Genomic DNA, 19,182 nt, shown 5'->3' with positions numbered 1-19,182 from the left:
GCCGCGGGCCCGCTCCGGTTAGGTTGTAGTCAGCAACAAATCACCGACGACGCTGACAGGAGACACCATGGCGCTCACCCCCACCCGCGAGGACAAGTTCTCGTTCGGACTCTGGACCATCGGATACACGGGGGCCGATCCCTTCGGCGGCCCCACCCGCTCCGACCTCGACGTGGTCGAGGGCGTCGAGCGCATCTCGGAGCTGGGCGCCTACGGCCTCACGTTCCATGACGACGACCTCTTCGCCTTCGGCTCCACCGACGCGGAGCGCCAGACGCAGATCGACCGCCTCAAGGGCGCGCTCAGCGACACCGGCATCGTCGTGCCGATGGTCACCACGAACCTCTTCTCGGCCCCCGTCTTCAAGGACGGCGGCTTCACCTCCAACGACCGCGCCGTCCGCCGGTTCGCGATCCGCAAGGTGCTCCGCAACATCGACCTCGCCGCCGAGCTCGGCGCGCAGACGTTCGTGATGTGGGGCGGCCGCGAGGGCGCCGAGTACGACTCCGCCAAGGACGTCCGCGGTGCGCTCGAGCGCTACCGCGAGGCCGTCAACCTCCTCGGCGACTACGTCACCGACAAGGGCTACGACATCCGCTTCGCGATCGAGCCGAAGCCCAACGAGCCCCGCGGCGACATCCTGCTGCCCACGCTCGGCCACGCGCTCGCCTTCATCGAGACCCTCGAGCGCCCCGAGCTCGTCGGCGTGAACCCCGAGGTCGGCCACGAGCAGATGGCGGGCCTCAACTTCACCGCCGGCATCATGCAGGCGCTGTACCAGGGCAAGCTCTTCCACATCGACCTCAACGGCCAGCGCGGCATCAAGTACGACCAGGACCTCGTCTTCGGCCACGGCGACCTGCAGAACGCGTTCTCGCTCGTCGACCTGCTGGAGAACGGCGGCGTGGGCGGCGGCCGCTCCTACGACGGCCCGCGTCACTTCGACTACAAGCCCAGCCGCACCGAGGACATCACGGGCGTGTGGGACTCCGCCGCCGCGAACATGCGCATGTACCTGCTCCTCAAGGAGCGCGCGCAGGCGTTCCGCGCCGACCCCGAGGTCCAGGAGGCGCTGGCCGCCGCCAAGGTCCAGGACATCTACACGCCGACGCTGAACGAGGGCGAGTCCTACGACGACATCCTCGCCGACCGCTCCTCCTACGAGGACTTCGCGGCCGACGAGTACTTCGACGCGAAGGGCTTCGGCTTCGTGCGCCTCAACCAGCTGGCGCTCGAGCACCTGATGGGCGCGCGCTCCTAGAGCTTCCCCCGCACCCCGTACGACGGAAGGGCCCGGCATGCACTCGGATGCCGGGCCCTCTGCAGCTCAGTCAAGTGTGCACAGCCAAAAGGCGGCGGCGGATCGCTGTATCCATCGCATCCTGAAATTTTGATGGCGGCGCTGCGCCGGTCATGTAGCTCTCTAAGAGGACTCTGGTCAATGTATTTCAGCAACCACTTTCTCCGCGTCCGCCTGACGTTTTTGCCACAAAAAGTGAGTGAGCGCGGCAACCATGTGTGCTGCCACCTCAAACGATCGCCCCTCAAGCCCAGTGCTTGAATTGAGCCAATACTCAAGCTCTTCGTCGCTAGCCAGAGTTCCGCCATGACCCAGCCGTTGATTTCTAAACTGGGTGAGCTTGACAGCCTCGTCGATCCAGTCTGCTCCGAGACCCAGAGCCTTACCGGCGTTTCTGATCTTCATGTCGGCAAATCTATTATCCAGACGCTCGAGCGCGTTTCTCGCAGTTCGAATCGACTCCATCTGCTTATGCAGCTTTGTTTTCGTTTGCAGATCATCCCGCAACTTATTAACAATCGCTACGCGCCGATCGTCGCCGTCAGGCGCCTCGACTCCGGGAAAGAACGTGGATATGCGCTCTATGCACTGGAAGTGCGCGAGCACTGCGCCCGACTTAAAAGTCGGACTATCTCCCGAGTCTTTGAGGTATTGGCCACGCATGAGGAGTTGCGTAGCAGTATCTAGAGCATCGGACTCCACCGCATTTTCTAGGTACAGCGCCACTCGTTGCATGGTCGGTAGATCCATGGGTACATCAACCCAGAATTGCGTTGCATGCGTCGGGCCAGATGATTCGCCGCCAACCTCAGGTCGAGTAGTTCCCACAACCTGTATACGGTATGCAATACCTCTGTGCGCCAGGGTCAAAGCAGCAGCCACGCGAGGCGCCCATGTCATGGCGACGAGCTTTTGCGCTTCGTACACCGATTCGGCTTCTACTGGTACACGCATCCAACACTGCCCGGAAACTATGGGATAAGATTCGGGTTGATTAAAGTGAGAGTACATTGTTGACTCTATAGACCCAGTACCCACGACCGGTGGCGTTTCACCTTTTTCGACTGGGCCAATCAGCACGTCGCCAATTTTTATAAGTTCTCGTGGGAGCGAGGGGCCCGCAACTCGACACCAAACCAAATATGTCTCTACCGCCATAAGGGGAGGATAACGCCTCATCTCAAACAAGAAGACCCCCATTGCGGGGGCGTCGCTGCTGCTACTTTGTGGCGAAGCGCATGCCTTTTTTGAGCTACAGTCCGCGCCCGCCCGACAGGTGGTTTGTGTATGCTCATATTTCCGCAGGGAGCAAAGCACCTGCACGAGCTAGCACCCCGCACGACAGAAGGGCCCGGCATCCACTCGGATGCCGGGCCCTTCGTCTGCGAATCAGCGCGGGTGGATCAGGTCGCGGACTTGGATCCGCGGCTCTTGTTGAAGACGTCGAACGCGACGGCCAGCAGGAGCACGAGGCCCTTGATGAGCTGCTGGTACTCCGTGCCGAGGCCGAGCAGCGACATGCCGTTGTTGAGCACGCCCATGATCAGACCACCGATCATGGCGCCGGTCACGGTGCCGATGCCGCCGGTGACGGCCGCGCCGCCGATGAACACCGCGGCGATGGCGTCGAGCTCGAAGCCGTTGCCTGCCGAGGGGAGCGCCGAGTTGCTGCGGGCCGTGAAGGCGATGCCCGCGAGCGCGGCCAGGAAGCCCATGTTCACGAAGAGCAGGAAGTCGACGCGCTTCGTGTTGATGCCGGACAGCTGCGCCGCGTTGAGGTTGCCGCCTCGGGCGTAGATGTGACGACCGAAGATGCTGCGGTTCATCACCGCCGTGTAGACGAGGACGAGGACCGCGAGGATCAGCAGCACGATCGGCGTGCCCTGGTAGCTGGCGAGCAGGTACGTGATGCCGAGCACGAGGATCGCGATTGTGGCGAGCTTGGTGATGAACCAGGCGAAGGGCTCGTCCTCGAGGTTGAGCTTGACGCGGGCGCGACGCTCGCGGAGCTGCTGCGCGACGAGGAAGACCGCGGCCAGCACGCCCAGCGTGACGGTGACCCACTCGAGGTAGGAGGTGCCGCCCGAGGGGTCGGGCAGGAAGCCCGCGCCGACGGAGACGTACTCGTCCGGGAACGGCGTGATGGGGCGGTTCTGCAGGACGATCTGCGCGAGGCCGCGGAACGTGAGCATGCCGGCGAGGGTCACGATGAACGCGGGGATGCCGACGTACGCCACCCAGAAGCCCTGCCAGGCGCCGATGAGGCCGCCGATCACGAGGCTCGCGATGATGGAGATGTACCAGGGCCATCCCCAGCTCACCGCGAACACGCCGGAGACGGCACCGATGAGGGCCACCACGGAACCGACCGACAGGTCGATGTGGCCGGCGATGATGATCATCACCATGCCGATCGCGAGGATCAGGATGTAGGCGTTCTGGACGACGATGCTCGTGACGTTGCGGGGCTCGAGGAGCGTCCCGTCGGTGAGGATCTGGAACAGCACCACGATCGCGATCAGCGCGATGAAGATGCCGATCTGCCTGAGGCGACTGACGAGGAAACCCGCCACACTGCTGAGACTGGACATGCTTGCTATTCCTTTTCCTTGGTCATGTAGGACATGAGGCTCTCGGGGGTCGCCTCGGCGATCGGCAGCTGTCCCGTGATCCGCCCGGCGGAGAGGGCGTAGATCCGGTCGCAGATGCCGAGCAGCTCGGGCAGCTCGCTGGAGATGACGATGACGGCCTTCCCCTGCGCGGCGAGCGCGTTGATGATCGTGTAGATCTCGTACTTGGCGCCGACGTCGATGCCGCGGGTGGGCTCGTCGAGGATGAGCACGTCCGGGTCGGAGAACATCCACTTGGAGAGGACGACCTTCTGCTGGTTGCCGCCGGAGAGCTTCCCGGTGATGGCGCCCACGCTCGGGGCCTTGATGTTCATCGACTTCCGGTAGCCGTCGGCCACCACGTACTCCTGGTTCGCGTCGACCCAGCCGGCCTTGGCCAGCTTGTCCAGCGCGGCGCCGGAGACGTTGCGCTTGATGTCGTCGATGAGGTTGAGGCCGTAGTGCTTGCGGTCCTCGGTGGCGTAGGCGATGCCGTGCTTGATGGCGTCGCCGACCGTCTTGGCCTGGATCTCCTTGCCGCGCTTGTAGAGCTTGCCGGAGATGTTCGCGCCGTAGGAGCGGCCGAAGACGCTCATCGCGAGCTCGGTGCGACCCGCGCCCATGAGGCCGGCGATGCCGACGACCTCGCCCGCGCGGACGTTGAGGTTGGCGTGGTCGACGATGACGCGGGAGTGCTCCTGCGGGTGGTGGACCGTCCAGTCCTCGATGCGGAGGATCTCCTCGCCGATGTCCGGCGTGCGGTCGGGATAGCGGCTCTGCAGGTCGCGGCCGACCATGCCCTTGATGATGCGCTCCTCGCTGATGGAGTCGCGCTCGAGGTCGAGGGTCTCGATCGTCTTGCCGTCGCGGATGATCGTCACCGCGTCGGCGATCGCCTTGATCTCGTTCAGCTTGTGGCTGATGATGATGCTCGTGATGCCCTGGCCCTTGAGGTGCTTGATCAGGTCGAGCAGGTGGGCGGAGTCCTCGTCGTTCAGCGCGGCGGTGGGCTCGTCGAGGATGAGGAGCTTCACCTCCTTGGACAGGGCCTTCGCGATCTCCACGAGCTGCTGCTTGCCCACGCCGATGTCGGCGATCTTGGTGGCCGGGTTGTCGCTCAGCCCGACGCGGGCGAGGAGCTTCGCGGCCTCGACGTTGGTGGCGTTCCAGTCGATGAAGCCGCCCTTGGAGATCTCGTTGCCGAGGAAGATGTTCTCCGCGATGGAGAGGAAGGGGCTCAGCGCGAGCTCCTGGTGGATGATCACCACGCCCGACTTCTCGCTGTCGCGGATGCTGGAGAACTTGACGACCTCGTTCTCGAGCACGATGTCGCCGTCGTACGAACCGGCCGGGTAGACGCCCGAGAGGACCTTCATCAGGGTCGACTTGCCCGCGCCGTTCTCGCCGCAGATCGCGTGGCACGTGCCGCGCGTGACCTCGAGAGTGACGTCCTGCAGCGCCTTGACGCCGGGGAACGTCTTGGTGATGCCGCGCATCTCGAGAATGTGGTTGGCCATGGCCTGCCTCACTTGTGTGGATGGTGGTGCCGGGTACCCGGCGGTGGTGCTGCGTGCGGCGGGTGACCGCCGCCCGGGGGCGGGCCGGCCGCGGTGCGCGGCCGGCCCGACCCGGTGGAGGCCGGTCGACGCGAGCGTCGACCGGCCGGGTGCGCCGCCGGGGCGGTGCGGGTGGGTGCTACTCGCCCTTGTCGATCTCGTCCTGCGTGTAGTAGCCGCTGTCCACGATGACCTCGACGAGGTTGTCCTTCGTCACGGTCACGGGGGCGAACTGCTTGGTCGGGACGTCCTTCACCTTGTTGTTGTAGGAGTCGGGCGCGTCGGGCGTGCCGCCGGTGAGCAGGTCGTCGACCATCGTGACGGCCTCCTTGCCGAGCAGGCGCGTGTCCTTGAAGATCGTCGAGTACTGGACGCCGTCGAGGATGAGCTTGTCGGACGCCTTCTCGCCGTCCTGGCCGGTGATGATCGGCATCGCGTTGCTGGCGACGCCGGCCGAGGTCAGGGCCTGGATGATGCCGCGCGACAGGCCGTCGTACGGCGAGAGGACGCCGTCCGGCTTGGCGCCGCCGGGGTACGAGCCCGAGAGCAGGTTCTCCATGCGGGCCTGGGCGCCCTCCTGCTTCCACTGCTGGATCGCGACCTGGCTGAAGTCCGACTGGCCGGAGCCGATCGTGACCTGGCCAGAGTCGAGGAACGGCTTGAGGACGCTCATCGCGCCGTCGTAGAAGAACTGCGCGTTGTTGTCGTCCGGGCTGCCGGCGAAGACCTCGATGGTCTTCTTCTCGGTGCTGCCGGTGGCCTTGCCGTCGGCGTCCACGAGACCGAGGCCCTGCAGGAGCGAGTTGCCCTGGAGCACGCCGACCTGCTGGTTGTCGAACGTCGTGTAGTAGTCGACGTCCTCGGTGCCGTTGATCAGGCGGTCGTACGCGATGACCTTGACGCCGTCGTCGGCCGCGGTCTTGAGGACCTGGGTCAGCGCGGTGCCGTCGATCGACGCGACGATGAGGGCCTTGGCGCCCTTGTTGAGCATGGTCTCGATCTGCGAGATCTGGTCCTGCACCTTGTCGTTGGCGTACTGCAGGTCGACCTTGTAGCCGAGCTTGGTGAGCTGGTCGTTGACGTTGTTGCCGTCGTCGACCCAGCGCTCGCTCGTCTTGGTGGGCATGGCGACGCCGACGAGGGCGCCCTTGTTGTCCTCGGTGCCGCCGGCGCTGCCGCCGCGGCCTCCGCCGCCGCCGCTGGAGCAGGCGGCGAGCGAGACGGCGATGCTCGTGGCGGCGATGCCGACGAGGACCTTCTTCATCTTCACGGTCGTGTCCTTTCGTACTGCTGCTGTGAGGCGCTCGCCCGGCTTCTGCGCCGGACCAGCACCCCTGGTGTGGGTGTTACAGGCCCTGGGCCAGGCGGTGGTACGCCTGGTTCCAGCGGACTTCCTTGGTGAAACCCTTGAGGGTCGTGTCCTCGTCGATGACGAGGAGCTCGGTGCGCGCGATCTCGGCGAAGTCCTCGAAGACCTCGACGCCGACCTGCGTGCTCATGACCGTGTGGTGGGCGGCCCCGGCGGTGAGCCAGGCCGCGGCGCTCGTCGCGAGATCCGGTGCGGGCTTCCACACGGCGCGGGCGACGGGCAGGTTCGGGAGCGGCTCGTCGAGCGGGACGACCTCCACGACGTTCGCGACGATGCGGAACCGGTCGCGCATGTCGGACATGGCGACGACGACCGCGGGGCCGGGGTCGGTGTCGAAGACGAGGCGCACCGGGTCCTCGCGTCCGCCGATGCCGAGCGGGTGGATCTCGAGGCTCGGCCGACCGGTCGTGAGGGTGGGGCAGATCTCGAGCATGTGCGCGCCCAGGATCTTCTCCTCGCCGGGGACGAGGTGGTACGTGTAGTCCTCCATGAGGCTCGCGCCCCCGGGGAGACCCGCGCCCATGACCTTCGCCGCGCGGATCAGCACGGCCGTCTTCCAGTCGCCCTCGGCGCCGAAGCCGTAACCCTCGGCCATGAGCCGCTGGACGGCCAGGCCGGGGAGCTGACGGAGGCCGCCGAGGTCCTCGAAGCTCGTGGTGAACGCGCCGAAGCCGCCCTCCTCGAGGAACGACCGGAGCCCGACCTCGATGGCCGCGCCGTAGCGGAGCGACTCGTGGCGCTCCCCGCCGCGGTGCAGCTCGGGCTGGATGTCATAGAGACGCTCGTACTCGTCGACCAGCGCGTCGATCTCGGCGGCGGTCGCCGCGTCCACGCGCTCGACGAGGTCGTTGACGCCCCAGGTGTTGACGCTGACGCCGAACTTGAGCTCGGCCTCCGTCTTGTCGCCCTCGGTGACCGCGACGTTGCGCATGTTGTCGCCGAAGCGGGCGACCTTGAGCTCGTGGACCGCGGCCCAGCCGGCGGCGGCTCGCATCCACGTGCCGATGCTGGCGCGCACGGACTCGGTGCTCACGTGGCCGACGACCGTCTTGCGGACGACGCCGAGGCGCGACTGGATGTAGCCGAACTCGCGGTCGCCGTGCGCGGCCTGGTTCAGGTTCATGAAGTCCATGTCGATGCTGCTCCAGGGCAGCGCGACGTTGGCCTGAGTGTGCAGGTGCAGGAACGGCTTCTGCAGGGCGTCGAGGCCCTGGATCCACATCTTCGCGGGGCTGAACGTGTGCATCCACGCGATGAGGCCGATGGTGCGGTCGCTCGCGTTGGCCTCGAGGGCCATGCGGCGGATGCTGTCGGAGTCCTTGAGGACGGGCTTCCACACGACGCGGACGGGGATGTCCGACGCCTCCTCGAGCTGCCGGGCGATCTCCTGCGACTGCTCGGCGACCTGCTGGAGCGTCTCCTCGCCGTAGAGGTTCTGGCTGCCCGTGAGGAACCAGACCTCGTAGTGGTCGAGGGACGTGGTGATGCGGCTCACTTCAGGGCTCCTTGGGGTGCTTGTCCGTAGACGTTCTGGTAGCGGTCGAACAGGGAGTCGACGGCCTCGGCGGGCAGGGGCGCAGGCGTGCCGAGCTGGCGGGAGATGTGCACGGTGCGCGCCACGTCCTCGACCATCACGGCCGCCTTCACGGCGTCCTTCGCGTCCTTGCCGATGGTGAAGGGCCCATGGCCCGCCATCAGGACGGCGCGCGAGCGGTGCCCGGTGAGCGTCTCGACGATGCCGCGGCCGATGGAGTCGTCGCCGATGATCGCGAACGGGCCGACGGGGATCTCGCCGCCGAACTCGTCCGCCATCGCTGTGATGACGCACGGGATGGGCTCGCGCCGGGCCGCCCACGCCACCGCGTAGGTGGAGTGCGTGTGGACCACGCCGCCCACCTCGGGCATGTTGCGGTAGACGTACGCGTGCGCCGCGGTGTCGCTCGACGGGGCGTTGCGGGAGCCGGGGGTGTCCGGGATCACCTTGCCGTCGAGGTCGCAGAGGATCATGTTCTCGGGGCTCAGGTCGTCGTAGCTGACGCCGGACGGCTTGATGACGAAGAGGTCGGCACCGGGCACGCGGCCGGAGACGTTGCCGCCGGTCCAGACCACGAGGCCGTAGCGCACGAGCTCGCCGTGCAGGCGGGAGACCTCGGAGCGGACGCGGGCGACCGCGACCTCGATCTCGGGGGCGTAGGTGCTCACGCGCGGGCCTCCCTCTTCAGCGACTTGAGGCGCTTCATGACGTCGTTGGCGCCGCGGCCGAAGTAGTCGTGCAGCGTGGAGTACTCCTCGTAGAGGCGGTCGTAGGCGAGCGCGCGCTCCTCGCTCGGCTGGTACTTCCCGCGCTCGACCTTGCCCATGGCGTCGCCCGCGACGCGCACGTCCGGGTAGGCGCCCGCGGCGACGGCGGCGTGGATCGCGGATCCGAGCGCCGGGCCCTGCTCGCTCGTGATGACCGAGATGGGGAGGCGGAGGATGTCGCTGTACGCCTGCATGAGGAACGCGTTCTTCAGCAGGCCGCCCGCGACGATGAACTCGGTGACGGGGACGCCCGACGCGTTGAACGTCTCGACGATCTTGCGGGTGCCGAAGGCGGTGGCCTCGAGCAGCGCCCGGTAGACCTCCTCGGTGCGCGTGGTGAGCGTGGTGCCGACGACGAGGCCGGAGAGCTCGTGGTCGACGAGCACCGAGCGGTTGCCCGAGTGCCAGTCGAGCGCGACCAGGCCGTGGCCGCCGACGGGCTGGTCGGCGGCGAGGTCGGTGAGGTGCTGGTGGACGCTCTTGCCGGCGGCCGCGGCCTCCTCGGCGTAGCGCGCGGGCACCTGGTTCTTGACGTACCAGGCGAAGATGTCGCCGACGCCGGACTGGCCGGCCTCGTAGCCGTAGAGCCCCGAGACGATGCCGCCGTCGACGACGCCGCACATGCCGGGGACCTCGGTGAGCACGTCGCTGTTCATGACGTGGCAGGTGCTGGTGCCCATGATGGCGACCATCTGGCCGGGCTCGACGGCACGGGCGACGGGCGCCGTGACGTGCGCGTCGACGTTGCCGACCGCGACGGCGATGCCCTCGGGAAGGCCCGTCCAGGCGGCGGCCTCGGCCGAGAGCGTGCCGGCCGCGGATCCGAGCTGGCCGATCTCGTGCGCGACCTTGTCCTCGGCGAAGGAGGCGAAGTCGGGGTTGAGCGCGCCGAGGAACTCGGGCGTCGGGTACTCGCCGTCCTGGAGGATGCCCTTGTACCCGGCGGTGCAGGCGTTGCGGACGTAGCTGCCGGTGAGCTGCCAGACGATCCAGTCGGCCGCCTCGACCCAGTGCTCCATGAGCCCGTAGAGCTCCGGGTCCTCCTCGAGCAGCTGGAGGCCCTTGGCGAACTCCCACTCGCTCGAGATGAGGCCGCCGTAGCGGGCCAGCCACTTCTCGCCGCGCTCCTCGGCCAGCGCGTTGATGCGGTCGGCGTGCGACTGCGCGGCGTGGTGCTTCCAGAGCTTGACGTAGGCGTGGGGGCGGTCGGCGAATCCCTCGACCTCGTTGAGCGGCGTGCCGTCGGCGAGGGTGGGGACCATCGTGCACGCCGTGAAGTCGGTGCCGATGCCGATGACCCGCGCGGGGTCGATGCCGGCCTCGCGGATGGCGGCGGGGACGGCCTGCTTGAGCACGTCGACGTAGTCGGACGGCACCTGCAGGGCCCACTCGGGCGGCAGCTGCGCGCCGGTGGCGGCGAGCGTGTCGTCCATCACCGCGTGCGGGTAGTCGAGGACGCCGGAGCCGAGCTCGACGCCGTCCGAGACGCGCACGACGACGGCGCGGCCGGAGAGGGTGCCGTAGTCGACCCCGATGACGTAGCTCTCGGCCTCCGGACCGGGCTGTGCCTCGGCGGCGGTGCTCACGGGGGCGCTGGGCACGGGATCGACTCCTTCGTCTGATGCATGGCGATCCGGGAAGACCGCCCGCCGATGTGAACGGTCACATCAGCGAAGGTGAGTCTACGACTCCCGATGGCCGCTCTGTCAACCCGGACGCTCCTGACCCCTCGAAGTGGGGTGTCGGCGGACCTCCGGAGGGCCGGGCCGTCACATCGACGGCGGTGCGGTGGACGCGCGGACGACCAGCTCCGGCGTGATCGTGCCGCGGTACCGGTCCCCCGTGCCGCCCATGCCGTCGAGGAGCAGGGCCACGCAGCGGCGGCCGACCTCGGCGAAGTCCTGGCGGACCGTCGTCAGCGGCGGCCAGAAGTGCGCGGCCTCCGGGATGTCGTCGAAGCCGACGATGCTGACGTCGCCCGGGACGTCGAGGCCGGCGTCGCGCACGGCGTGGATGAGCCCCAGGGCCATCTGGTCGTTGCTGGAGAAGATCGCCGTGAAGTCCCGGAGGCGCAGCATCTCGCGGCCCGCGTAGAACCCGAACTCCGCGGTCCAGTCGCCGAGGATGGGCGCGGTGGTGGGCGCATCGGCCGCGGACATGGCGTCGAGGAAGCCGCGCATCCGCGCCTCCGCCTCGATCCAGTCCTGCGGGCCGGCGAGGTGGTAGATGTCGCGGTGGCCGAGGTCGAGCAGGTGCCGCGTGGCGAGGCGCGCGCCCGCGATCTGGTCGACCGAGAGATCGTGCGCGTCGCCGCGCCCGTCGCTCTGCATGGTCACGTACGGGACGTCGAGGGACATGCTCGCGATGACCTCGCGCACGCGCACCTGCGGGGCCACGACCACGAGGCCCTCCACCGCCTGGTCGACGAGGTGGCCGAGCGCGACCTTGATCGCGGCCTCGTCGGACGAGGGCAGGTTCGTGGTCGTGACCAGGTACCCGGCCTCGCGGGCGGCCTCCTCGATGGCCGCGATGGAGGACGCGGGACCGTACTGCGAGCTCTGGGCGGTGAGCACGCCGATCGTGCGGGACCGGCTGGTGACGAGGGCGCGGGCCGCGCGGTTCGGCCGGTACTGGATCTGCTCCATCACGTCGAGCACGCGCTGCCGCGTCTCCGCGCGGAGCGAGGGCGAGTCGTTGAGCACGCGCGAGACCGTCTGGTGCGAGACCCCGGCGAGGCGCGCGACGTCGCGGATGCTGGGCGCCCTGCCGCGCGGCGTCTCCGTCGTCATCATCGACCCCGTCTCCGTGCGGGCATCCGCCCGACAGCGCCCCGTGGCGCAGGTGTCACATTGTCACATGTGACTGTCACATGCCTCATGCGAACGGGATGGGTCGCGGCCGGGAGGGCGCGCGCCCGCGGTCGGAGGCCTGCGGCAGACTGGTCGTCCACCCGACGAGAGGCACCACCTGTGACGATCACCGCCGCGGCAGACGGATCCGCGCTCGGCAACCCCGGACCCGCCGGCTGGGCCTGGTACGTCGACGACGAGCACTGGGCGGCGGGCGGCTGGCCGCACGCGACCAACAACCAGGGCGAGCTGAAGGCCGTGCTCGAGCTGTTCCGGGCCACCGCGCACCTCGACGACGACCTGCTCGTGCTGTGCGACAGCCAGTACGTCATCAACTCGGTGACCAAGTGGATGCCCGGTTGGAAGCGCAAGGGCTGGCGCAAGGGCGACGGCAAGCCGGTGCTCAACGTCGAGCTGCTCAAGGAGATCGACGCCGAGATCCAGGGCCGCCGCTACCGCTTCGAGTGGGTCAAGGGCCACGCGAACCACCCGCTCAACGAGGCGGCCGACGATCGCGCGCGCGCCGTCGCGACGGCGTTCCAGGGCCGACGCCCGATCCCCGAGGGGCCGGGCTGGGCGGGCCACGACGCCGACGAGGCCGCCGCCGCCGCCACCGACGACACGACGGAGACCGCGGCGGTCGCGGCCGACGCCGAGCGCGCGGCCGATCCCGTGGCGCCCGCGGCGGAGGAGCTGGAGGCGGAGGCCCCCGCGCAGCCGGGCCTGTTCGACTTCGACGCGTTCGACGAGGAGATCGCGCCCGAGCCCGGCGACACGACCCTCACGATCGCGCTCGACCGCGACACGATGGCGCGGCTCAGCGCCCACGCGCGCGAGCGCGGCGTGAGCGTCGGCGAGGCCGTGCGCGAGCTGCTGCCCTGAGCGCCGCGCGACCCCGCCGGCGAGGCGGGGTCGTCGGCCGCTAGTGCTTGCCCTGCTTGAGGGCCTTGCCGAGCGCGCGCTCGAGGTCGACGACGAGGTCCTCCACGGCCTCGATGCCCACCGAGAGGCGCACCAGGTCGTCCGGGACCTCGAGCGGCGTGCCCTTGACGGACGCGTGCGTCATCTCGGACGGGTAGCTGATGAGCGACTCCACGCCGCCGAGCGACTCCGCGAGCTGGAACACGCGCGTGCCCTCGACGACGCGGCGCGCGGCCTTCGCTCCCCCGCGCACCTGGAACGAGATCATGCCGCCGAAGCCCGTCATCTGCGCCTTGGCGATGTCGTATCCCGGGTGCTCCGGGAGGCCCGGGTAGTGCACGGCCGTGACGTCGGGGTGCTGCTGCAGGAACGCGGCGATCTCCTCGGCGTTCGCCGAGTGGCGCTCGACGCGCACCGCGAGGGTCTTGATGCCGCGGGTGGTGAGCCAGGCGTCCATCGGGCCGGAGACGGCGCCGATCGCGAACTGGAGGAAGCCGACCTTCTCGGCGAGCGCGTCGTCGTCGAGGATCACGGCGCCGCCGAGCACGTCGGAGTGCCCGCCCAGGTACTTGGTGGTCGAGTGCACGACCACGTCGGCGCCGAGCGTGAGCGGCTGCTGGAGGTAGGGCGAGGCGAACGTGTTGTCGACGACGACCGTGGCGCCGGCCGCGTGGCCGAGGTCGGCGAGCGCGCGGATGTCGCTGATCTTCATCAGAGGATTGCTCGGCGTCTCGACCCAGAGGACCTTGGCGGGGCCGGATCCGAGCACCCGCTCGACCGCCGCGAGGTCGCTCATGTCGACGGTCTCGACGACGATCCCCCAGTCGCCGAGCACGCGCGTGAGGAGGCGGTAGGTGCCGCCGTACACGTCGTCGCTCAGCACGATGCGGTCGCCGGGGCGCGTGATCGCGCGCAGCAGCGTGTCCTCGGCGGCGAGCCCCGAGGCGAACGAGAAGGCGTGCTTTCCCTTCTCGAGCGATGCCAGCAGCTCCTGGAGCCCGGTGCGCGTCGGGTTGGCGCTCCGCGCGTACTCGTAGCCCTCGCGGAGGCCGCCGATGCCGTCCTGCACGAAGGTGCTCGTGAGGTAGAGAGGCGGGATGACCGCGCCCGTGGTGGGGTCGGGGTCCTGGCCGGCGTGGATCGCGCGGGTGTCGAAGTCGTGCTTGTCGCTCACGGGGACTCGTCTCTGTGGGTCGGGAGGGGTGCGGGCGTCGGCGCCGGCGGGTCAGTCGGTGAGGTAGGTGAGGAGGTCGTGCCGCGTGAGCACGCCGATGGGCTTGCCGCCGTCGCTCACCATGAGCGCGTCGGCGGATCCGAGGGCGCTCCACGCGTCGGGCACGGTCTCGTTGACCCCGATGAGGCCGAACGCCGCGCCCGCGAACGGGCCGACCTTGTCGGACAGCTGAGCGCGGCCGCTGAACACGAGCTCGAGGAGGCTGCGCTCGTCGACCGCGCCGGCCACCTCGCCCATGACGACGGGCGGCTCGGCGGAGAGGACGGGCAGCTGCGAGACGTCGTACTCGGTCATGATGCGGATCGCGTCGCGGATGGTGTCGTTCGGGTGCGCGTGCACGAGGTCCGGCAGGCTGCCGGTCTTGGCGCTCATCACGTCGGCGACGGTGCGCTGGCCGTTGACGCGGGCGAAGCCGTACGACTGCATCCACTTCTCGTTGAAGATCTTGCCGAGGTAGCCGCGGCCGCCGTCGGGGAGCAGGATCACCATCACGTCGTCGGGGCCGAGGTGCTTCGCGGCCTTGAGCGCGGAGACGACGGCCATGCCGCTGGATCCGCCGACGAGCAGGCCCTCCTCGCGGGCGAGCCGCAGGGTCATGTCGAACGACTCCTGGTCGCTGGAGGCGATGACCTCGTCGACCACGTCGGGGTCGTACGCGGCCGGCCAGAAGTCCTCGCCCACGCCCTCGACGAGGTAGGGGCGGCCGGTGCCGCCGGAGTAGACCGAGCCCTCGGGGTCGGCGCCGACGATGCGCACGCGCCCCTCCGACACCTCCTTGAGGTAGCGGCCGACGCCGCTGATGGTGCCGCCGGTGCCGACACCCGCGACGAAGTGCGTGATCTCGCCCTCCGTGTCGCGCCAGATCTCGGGACCCGTGGTCTCGTAGTGGCTGAGCGGGCCGTTGGGGTTGGAGTACTGGTCGGGCTTGAAGGCGCCGGGGATCTCGGCGGCGAGCCGGTCGCTCACCGAATAGTAGGAGTCGGGGTGGTCGGGCGCGACCGAGGTGGGCGTGACCACGATCTCGGCGCCGTACGCCGTGAGCACGTTGCGCTTGTCCTCGCCGACCTTGTCGGGCAGGACGAAGACGCAGCGGTAGCCGCGCTGCTGCGCGACGAGCGCGAGGCCGACGCCCGTGTTGCCGGACGTGGGCTCCACGATGGTGCCGCCCGGCTTCAGCTTCCCCTCGCGCTCGGCGGCGTCGATGATGCGCGTCGCGATGCGGTCCTTGGCGCTGCCGCCGGGGTTCAGGTACTCCACCTTCACGAGCACGGTCGCCGAGATCCCCTCGACCACCTTGTTGAGCTTCACGAGCGGGGTGTTCCCGATGAGGTCGAGGATCGTGTCGGCGTACTTCACGTGAGGTGGCGCTCCCGGCTCTGAGGTGCGCGGGCCGGTGGGCCCGCCCGTTCAGTGTAGGCGCGTGCCTCCCGCGTGTTACGGGGCGCGGGCGGCGCCGCCAGCAGGGTCCGCCCAGGCCGAGCGGATACCCTGGTCGCACATTCCCCCAGCAGAGAAGGACCCTCCGTGGCGCGACGCGACGACACCACGCCCTCCGGCGACGAGAACGGACGGCCCGTGCCGCCGACCGCCAAGCAGGCCCAGAAGGACCTCACGGTCAAGCAGCAGCGCGAAGCCCGCCGCGCCGAGAAGGTGGCGGCGCTCAAGAAGCAGCAGGACCGCGCGCGCCGCAACCGGCTCGTCGGCATCATCACGGGATCCGTCGCCGCCGTCGCCGTGGTCGCGATCGTGATCGGCGTGGTCGTTTCGAGCGGCACGCCGAAGCAGGATCCGGACGACATCAGCATCGAGGGCCTCCGCACCTGGGACTCGCTGCCGAGCACGCACGTGCAGACGTCCGTCGATTACGCCGGGCTGTACGACGGCATGAGCCCGCCCGCCGGCGGCGAGCACAACCCCATGTGGCTGAACTGCGGCATCTACGACCAGCCGCAGCCCAACGAGAACGCGGTCCACGACCTCGAGCACGGCGCCGTGTGGATCACGTACGACGCCGCCAAGATCACGGGCGACGACCTGTCGAACCTGCAGAAGTACGCGGAGTCGTTCGGCGGCTACGTCACGATGTCGCCGTACGAGGGCCTCGACACCCCCATCGCGCTGTCCGCGTGGGGCGCTCAGGTGAAGGTCGACTCCGTCGACGACCAGCGCATCAAGGACTTCATGGCCAAGTACTGGAAGAGCCCCAACGCCCCCGAGGCCGGCGCCGCGTGCACCGGCGCCCTCGAGGGCGAGGGCCGGGTCGGCTGACCGTGAGCGACCGCGGCACCGAGGGAACCGACCGCCCCGACGAGGGCCACGTCGTGGTGGACCACGTCCCCGACGACGACATCCGCGAGGAGGAGCTCGAGGGCCTCGTCGCGCACGGCGATCAGGCGCGCGCCCGCGGGCGCCGGATCCGCATCGGCCTCGCGGCGGGCATCGTCGCGGTGGCCCTGGTGGTCGCCGGGCTCCTCGTCGGCCGGGTCACCGCGCCCGTGTCGGCGCTCACGCCCAGCACGAACAGCGCGGAGGCCGGCTTCTCCCGCGACATGCAGGTGCACCACGAGCAGGCCGTGCAGATGTCGCTCATGATCATCGACCGCACGGACGACCCCGAGGTCAAGCTCCTCGCGCAGGACATCGCGCAGGCGCAGTCCCAGCAGGCGGGCCAGATGTACGCGTTCCTCAGCTCGTGGGGCCTCGACCAGGCGCCGTCGCAGCCGCGCATGACGTGGATGACGCTGCCGACGCTCGACGGCAAGACCGACCACTCGTCCATGGACATGACCCCCGGCGCGACGATGCCGGGCCTCGCGTCGCAGGCCGATCTCGACGAGCTGCAGTCACTCACGGGCGTCGAGGCCGAGCGGAAGTTCCTGACGCTGATGATCGCCCACCACCGCGGCGGCGTCGAGATGGCGCAGGGCCTCCTCGACCGGTCGCGGAACCCCCTCGTCACCGACCTGGCCAACGGCATGGTGATGATCCAGGACAAGGAGATCCTCTACATGCAGCAGCTGCTCGACGCCCGGTCCTGAGCCGCTCCGCCGCACCGCCCGTCCGCCGTCGCGGGCGGGCGGTCGTGCGTCCGGGTCAGGCCGCCGCGGAGCGCTGGTCGCTGTAGAGCCGCGCGTACTCGCCGCCGCGCGCCAGCAGCTCGACGTGCGTGCCCTGCTCGACGATGCGGCCGGCGACGACCACGAAGATCACGTCGGCGTCGACCACGGTCGAGAGCCGGTGGGCGATCGCGATCGTGGTCCGCCCGCGCGACGCCGTGTCGAGCGCCTGCTGCACGACGCGCTCCGAGATCGCGTCGAGCGCGCTCGTGGCCTCGTCGAGGATCAGCACGGCCGGGTCCTTGAGCAGCACGCGCGCGATGGCGATGCGCTGCTTCTCGCCGCCGGAGAGCCGATATCCGCGCTCCCCCACGAGCGTGTCGTACCCGTCGGGGAACGACACGATGGTCGGGTGGATGTTGGCGGCGCGGGCCGCCTGCTCGATCTGCTCCTGCGTGGCGTCCGGACGCGCGTACCGCAGGTTCTCGCCGATGGTGGCGTGGAAGAGGTACGTCTCCTGGCTGACGATGCCGATGTTCTCCAGCAGCGACTCCTGCTCGAGGTCGCGCACGTCCTCGCCCGAGAAGAGCACGCGGCCGCCGGTGACGTCGTGGAAGCGCGGGATGAGGTACGACACCGTGGTCTTGCCCGCGCCCGACGGGCCGACGAAGGCCGCGAACTGGCCCGGCTGGATCTCGAACGACATGCCGTCGAGCGTCGGCTTGTCGCCGGGGCGCGTGTCGGGGTAGGAGAACCGTACGTCGTCGAACGCGACGCGACCGAGCGCCGGGCCCGCGGCGACGGGGCGCGCGTCGCGCCGGTCGCGGATCGCGGGCTCGAGGTCCAGGTACTCGAAGATGCGGGCGAACAGCGCGCCCGAGGTCTGCAGGTCGAGCGCGACGCGCATCAGGCCGATGAGCGGCCACATCAGGCGCGCCTGCACGGTCGTGAACGCGACGATGGTGCCCGCCGTGACGCTGACGCCGCCCGTGATGAGGAAGCCCGCGACCACGTAGACGATGGCCGGGATGATCGACAGGAAGATCTGCACGAGCGCGAAGAACCACTGGCCGCTCATCTGCTGGCTCACCTGAAGCCGGATCTGGTTGCGGTTCTCGGCCTCGTAGCGCTCGGTCTCCGCCTGCTGCCGGTTGAAGCTCTTGGAGAGCAGGATCCCGGAGACCGAGAGCGTCTCCTGCGTGATCGCCGTCATGTCCGACAGCGACTCCTGCGTCTTGGAGGCGATCCGCGCCCGCACCTGGCCCACGCGCCGCTGCGCGATGACGAGCACGGGCATGAGGATCACGGCGACGAGCGTCAGCTGCCAGTTGAGCACGAGCATCGCGACGAGCGCCGCGATGACGGTCACGGTGTTGCCGAGCACGCTCGACACGGTGTTGGTGAGGACGGCCGCGACGCCGCCCACGTCGTTCTGCAGGCGGGACTGGATGACGCCGGTCTTCGTGCGCGTGAAGAAGCCGAGCTCCATGCTCTGCAGGTGGCGGAACAGGTCGACGCGCATGGATCCCATGACCCGGTTGCCGACCGTGGCGGTGAGGTAGGTCTGCCAGACGCCGAGGCCCGCGCCCACGACCCAGATGGCGATCATGATCCCGACGAGCTCGACGAGGACGGGGATGTCGGGTCCGCCCGTCGGCGGGAAGAGCCCGCGGTCGAAGGCCTGCTGCGTGAGCAGCGGCGGCACCACCGTGAGGCCCGCGCCGACCAGCACGAGCGCGATCGTGAGGACCAGCGCCCGGCGGTGCGGGCGGAACAGCTCCGCGATCCGGCCCAGCAGGTTCTCGACGCGCGGCGCCTCGGCGTTGGCCCGGCGCTGGGCCTCCGCGTCGGCGGCGCTCACCCGCCCGCGGCGTCCGCCGCCTCCGCGCATCCCGCCGCCCGCGGCGATGTCGCCCATCCTCGTCATTCCGGCGATTTTACGCCCGTGGGGGATCCCTCCCGACCACGCCGGCGGCCGGCAGGACGA

At 69.2% G+C, this 19,182-nt stretch carries 15 protein-coding genes; 4 read left to right on the top strand and 11 right to left on the bottom strand.

Annotation, left to right across the window (positions count from 1 at the left end; genetic code table 11):
• The first annotated feature begins 67 nt into the window (after window positions 1-67).
• Complete coding sequence (gene xylA / locus JOE38_RS14960; protein WP_086520883.1) at window positions 68-1,261, top strand: xylose isomerase; 1,194 nt, start codon at window positions 68-70, stop codon at window positions 1,259-1,261.
• Window positions 1,262-1,438: 177 nt separating this feature from the next.
• Here the strand turns inward: xylA and JOE38_RS14955 are convergent, their stop codons facing one another.
• The 8 genes from JOE38_RS14955 to JOE38_RS14920 form a co-directional block, all read right to left on the bottom strand.
• Window positions 1,439-2,050 (bottom strand): hypothetical protein, encoded by a 612-nt coding sequence (locus JOE38_RS14955; RefSeq protein ID WP_204576979.1) that lies wholly within the window; start codon window positions 2,048-2,050, stop codon window positions 1,439-1,441.
• A 653-nt stretch (window positions 2,051-2,703) separates the two neighbouring features.
• On the bottom strand, window positions 2,704-3,891 hold the full coding sequence (gene mmsB / locus JOE38_RS14950) for a multiple monosaccharide ABC transporter permease (RefSeq protein ID WP_012037566.1): 1,188 nt from the start codon (window positions 3,889-3,891) through the stop codon (window positions 2,704-2,706).
• Between the two features lie 5 nt (window positions 3,892-3,896).
• The gene (gene mmsA / locus JOE38_RS14945; RefSeq protein WP_204576978.1) at window positions 3,897-5,426 is read right to left on the bottom strand and encodes a multiple monosaccharide ABC transporter ATP-binding protein; all 1,530 of its coding nucleotides are present in this window, start codon (window positions 5,424-5,426) and stop codon (window positions 3,897-3,899) included.
• 178 nt (window positions 5,427-5,604) lie between these two features.
• Window positions 5,605-6,735 (bottom strand): substrate-binding domain-containing protein, encoded by a 1,131-nt coding sequence (locus JOE38_RS14940; RefSeq protein WP_204576977.1) that lies wholly within the window; start codon window positions 6,733-6,735, stop codon window positions 5,605-5,607.
• Between the two features lie 76 nt (window positions 6,736-6,811).
• Window positions 6,812-8,329 carry an L-arabinose isomerase gene (araA, locus tag JOE38_RS14935; RefSeq protein WP_204576976.1) on the bottom strand — a complete coding sequence of 506 codons (1,518 nt, stop codon included), beginning with the start codon at window positions 8,327-8,329 and terminating at the stop codon, window positions 6,812-6,814.
• Window positions 8,326-9,036 carry an L-ribulose-5-phosphate 4-epimerase gene (locus tag JOE38_RS14930; RefSeq protein WP_204576975.1) on the bottom strand — a complete coding sequence of 237 codons (711 nt, stop codon included), beginning with the start codon at window positions 9,034-9,036 and terminating at the stop codon, window positions 8,326-8,328. The genes araA and JOE38_RS14930 overlap by 4 nt, the downstream gene beginning before the upstream one ends.
• Entirely contained in the window at window positions 9,033-10,736 is a 1,704-nt protein-coding gene (araB, locus tag JOE38_RS14925) for a ribulokinase (RefSeq protein ID WP_204576974.1), read from the bottom strand. The genes JOE38_RS14930 and araB overlap by 4 nt, the downstream gene beginning before the upstream one ends.
• Window positions 10,737-10,904: 168 nt before the next feature.
• Window positions 10,905-11,927: a LacI family DNA-binding transcriptional regulator gene (locus tag JOE38_RS14920; RefSeq protein ID WP_204576973.1), complete on the bottom strand. Its 1,023-nt coding sequence runs from the start codon at window positions 11,925-11,927 to the stop codon at window positions 10,905-10,907.
• A gap of 177 nt (window positions 11,928-12,104) precedes the next feature.
• Here JOE38_RS14920 and JOE38_RS14915 point away from each other — a divergent pair, with 177 nt between their 5' ends.
• The gene (locus tag JOE38_RS14915) at window positions 12,105-12,866 is read left to right on the top strand and encodes an RNase H family protein (protein WP_204576972.1); all 762 of its coding nucleotides are present in this window, start codon (window positions 12,105-12,107) and stop codon (window positions 12,864-12,866) included.
• A gap of 40 nt (window positions 12,867-12,906) precedes the next feature.
• Here the strand turns inward: JOE38_RS14915 and JOE38_RS14910 are convergent, their stop codons facing one another.
• Window positions 12,907-14,079 (bottom strand): cystathionine gamma-synthase, encoded by a 1,173-nt coding sequence (locus JOE38_RS14910; protein WP_204576971.1) that lies wholly within the window; start codon window positions 14,077-14,079, stop codon window positions 12,907-12,909.
• A 51-nt stretch (window positions 14,080-14,130) separates the two neighbouring features.
• Window positions 14,131-15,495, bottom strand: coding sequence for a cystathionine beta-synthase (locus JOE38_RS14905; RefSeq protein ID WP_204576970.1), 1,365 nt, complete (start codon window positions 15,493-15,495; stop codon window positions 14,131-14,133).
• 168 nt (window positions 15,496-15,663) lie between these two features.
• On the opposite strand from JOE38_RS14905, the gene JOE38_RS14900 reads away from it, so the two are divergent.
• Both JOE38_RS14900 and JOE38_RS14895 read left to right on the top strand, forming a co-directional pair.
• The gene (locus JOE38_RS14900; protein WP_204576969.1) at window positions 15,664-16,407 is read left to right on the top strand and encodes a DUF3105 domain-containing protein; all 744 of its coding nucleotides are present in this window, start codon (window positions 15,664-15,666) and stop codon (window positions 16,405-16,407) included.
• Between the two features lie 2 nt (window positions 16,408-16,409).
• Window positions 16,410-17,177: a DUF305 domain-containing protein gene (locus JOE38_RS14895; protein ID WP_204576968.1), complete on the top strand. Its 768-nt coding sequence runs from the start codon at window positions 16,410-16,412 to the stop codon at window positions 17,175-17,177.
• A 55-nt stretch (window positions 17,178-17,232) separates the two neighbouring features.
• On the opposite strand, the gene JOE38_RS14890 is transcribed toward JOE38_RS14895, so the two are convergent.
• Complete coding sequence (locus tag JOE38_RS14890; RefSeq protein ID WP_204577247.1) at window positions 17,233-19,113, bottom strand: ABC transporter ATP-binding protein; 1,881 nt, start codon at window positions 19,111-19,113, stop codon at window positions 17,233-17,235.
• Between the last annotated feature and the right edge of the window lie 69 nt (window positions 19,114-19,182).

The organism is Clavibacter michiganensis (genome assembly GCF_016907085.1).
GTDB classification, from domain to species: domain Bacteria; phylum Actinomycetota; class Actinomycetes; order Actinomycetales; family Microbacteriaceae; genus Clavibacter; species Clavibacter michiganensis_O.
The sequence above is the reverse complement of the archived record's forward strand: the minus strand, read 5'-3'. Positions and strand labels throughout refer to the sequence as shown.